This window comes from Anaeromonas gelatinilytica (assembly GCF_016820635.1).
Taxonomy (GTDB): domain Bacteria; phylum Bacillota; class Clostridia; order Tissierellales; family SIT17; genus Anaeromonas; species Anaeromonas gelatinilytica.
Genome location: NZ_WSFU01000020.1, coordinates 1 through 2,782, shown reverse-complemented (window position 1 = coordinate 2,782; position 2,782 = coordinate 1). Strand labels below are relative to the sequence as shown.

Below are 2,782 nucleotides of genomic sequence, written 5' to 3'. Positions count from 1 at the left end.
ATATACATTGTATTAGTTATGCTGATAAACCACAATAACTATTTAAAAAATATCCCTTTCATCTCACATCTAAAGAAGTGGGCTTTCTCGCTCATAAGTTCTGTAATATTTAAAATGGTGGGAATATTTTTGTTTTGATAAAAACATGATAGAATATATCTATAATTAGGAGGGATATTATGGATAAGATTTTTATCAATGGAAATATAATTACAATGGATAAAAATAGTAAGGGAGAAGCATTGTACATAAAAAATAATATTATAGATAAAGTTGGATCTAATGAAGAAATCTTAAAATTAAATAATGAAAATGTAGAAATTATAGATTTACAAAATAAAACTTTACTACCAGGATTCATAGATAGCCATATGCATCTATTAGATTATGGTAAAAGCCTTCAAAAATGTGACCTTAGAGGTGTTAAAAGTATAAGTGAACTTATAGAAAGACTTAAAAAATTTGTTGAAAAGAATGATTTTACATCAAATGATTGGATTTTAGGAGAAGGTTGGAATCATGACCAATTTGAAGAAAAAAGATTACCTACTAAAGAAGATTTAGATAAAGTATCTACAAAAATATCCATTGCTATATCAAGAACTTGTCTTCATCTTATAGTTGTAAATAGTAAAGCACTAGATATATCTAATATAAAAGCTCCTATATCTAAAATGAAGGATGGACAAGTAGATGTAGATAGTAATGGAAAGCCTAATGGTATAATTCGAGAAAATGCAATAGGTCTAATAAATAAAAATATTCCTACTCCTTCTAAAGAAGATATTAAAAGAATGATAATAGATGGAGGAAAAAATACCTTAGCTAAGGGAATTACATCTATACATAGTGATGACTTGAAATCTATTCCTGGACTAGACTTTAAAGATATTATAAAGATATACGAAGAATTAGCGGAAAATAATGAATTACCTGTTAGAATATATGAACAATGTAGAGTAACTTCTATGGAAGAATTAAATGATTTTATTGATAATGGATTTAATGATTATAAAGGAAATGATTTCTTTAAATTAGGCCCTATAAAATTATTCACTGATGGATCATTAGGTTCTAGAACTGCTGCATTAAGAGAACCTTATTCAGATGATCCAAGTACTAAAGGTATATCAATATATAACCAAAAAGAATTAGATGAACTTATTATAAATTCTCACAATCTAGGTCGAAGTGTTGCTGTTCACTGTATTGGCGATAAATCTATGGAAATGGCTTTAAATAGTATAGAAAAAGCTCAAGAAAAAAATCCTAGAAATGATATTCGTCATGGTATAGTTCATGCTCAGATAACTGATAATGAGATTATGGATAAGTTTAAATCCTTAGATGTATTAGCATATGTCCAACCAATATTCTTGAATTATGATGTGCATGTTGTAGATAACAGAATAGGAAAAAAAAGAGCTAAAACATCTTACAATTGGAAAACTATGATGGATAAAGGTATTATACTTGGTTTTGGTTCTGATTCTCCAGTAGAAACCTTCGATGTAATGAAAGGAATATATTCTGCAGTAACAAGAAAAGATTTAGAAGGAAAACCTAAAGAAGGTTGGTTAAAAGAACAATGCATATCAGTATATGATTCGATATACAACTATACTATAAATGGCGCCTATGCTGAATTTAAAGAAGATATAAAAGGTTCTATAACTAAAGGGAAAGTAGCTGATTTAGTAGTATTATCTGAAGATATATTTAATATTAACCCAAATGATATTAAAAATGTGGAAGTAGAGATGACATTTATAAACGGAAAATTGAAATATAAAAAATAAATTATGAAAGGATGCCAATTGGCATCCTTTACTTTATTCAGATGGCATTTTATTTCCTTTCTTCTGTATATTTTCAGTTTTAAATTGAAGTTGTATTAGTAATTTACAAGCCTGACTAATAGCTTCATCTCTAGATTTTTCTGATAGCCATCCAATATAACTTCTATCTTTGTCATAAATTTCTCCTAAAGTCTTTCCATTATATTTTCCAAAGTTTATCTTTATTTTCTTTGCATCCTCTTCTGTCATCGTCTCTACTCTTTCCTCTTCTTCAAATTGAGTTATGTCCTCCATATCTTGAGTAAAGATATCGGATAAAGAAGCTACTGTTAATGTAGCATCAACCAATGCTCTTTTTTTAGCCATTTTAAGACAAGTATTTCCCAACATATACATATCCTGTTTTCCACTTAAATACTTTCTTTCTCTACTATTAGAATGACCTAATCCTTCAGTGATAATACGATCATTCTTTTTCAAAATACACTTAACACTAAAAGCGAAAAAGCCTTCCTCATAATTCTGAACTTTATCTATTATTCCATATTCACTGGAAAGTCCTAAAAGCATAAGTATCTTCTCCGCCCCTGGCTTAAGTAAACTTGGTTTTGATGAACCATAAAATGTTCTACCATAATCATGACCTTCAACTAAAGTATTTTGTATTATTTGTTGAAATTTATGAATCTTAGCCATAGAACTTTGAACACTGTCTATATTCATATTCTCTATCAAAGATAGAGAATAATTCCCAATCATTTCATCAATATTATCTCTATTATCCATTTTTACACCTCCAATAATCTTGTATTATACATATTCATTTGTATTAATTTTCCCAATAAGAATCTATAATATTTACATATAAATCATTAAAATCTTTATTTTAATAACTTTAAATTTTTCTAAAAATAAAAAATGCGGACTAGAAACGTGTCCGCACAGCTCAAGGAAACCTAGTTTCCCTTCGACGGTGCATAAAA

General features: G+C 28.1%; 2 protein-coding genes. One reads left to right on the top strand and one right to left on the bottom strand.

What is annotated here, in order from left to right; translation table 11 throughout:
• The first annotated feature begins 179 nt into the window (after positions 1–179).
• Entirely contained in the window at positions 180–1,799 is a 1,620-nt protein-coding gene (locus tag GOQ29_RS01855) for an amidohydrolase (RefSeq protein ID WP_203370864.1), read from the top strand.
• 33 nt (positions 1,800–1,832) lie between these two features.
• On the opposite strand, the gene GOQ29_RS01850 is transcribed toward GOQ29_RS01855, so the two are convergent.
• Positions 1,833–2,585 carry an exodeoxyribonuclease X C-terminal domain-containing protein gene (locus GOQ29_RS01850; protein WP_203370862.1) on the bottom strand — a complete coding sequence of 251 codons (753 nt, stop codon included), beginning with the start codon at positions 2,583–2,585 and terminating at the stop codon, positions 1,833–1,835.
• Positions 2,586–2,782: the final 197 nt, after the last annotated feature.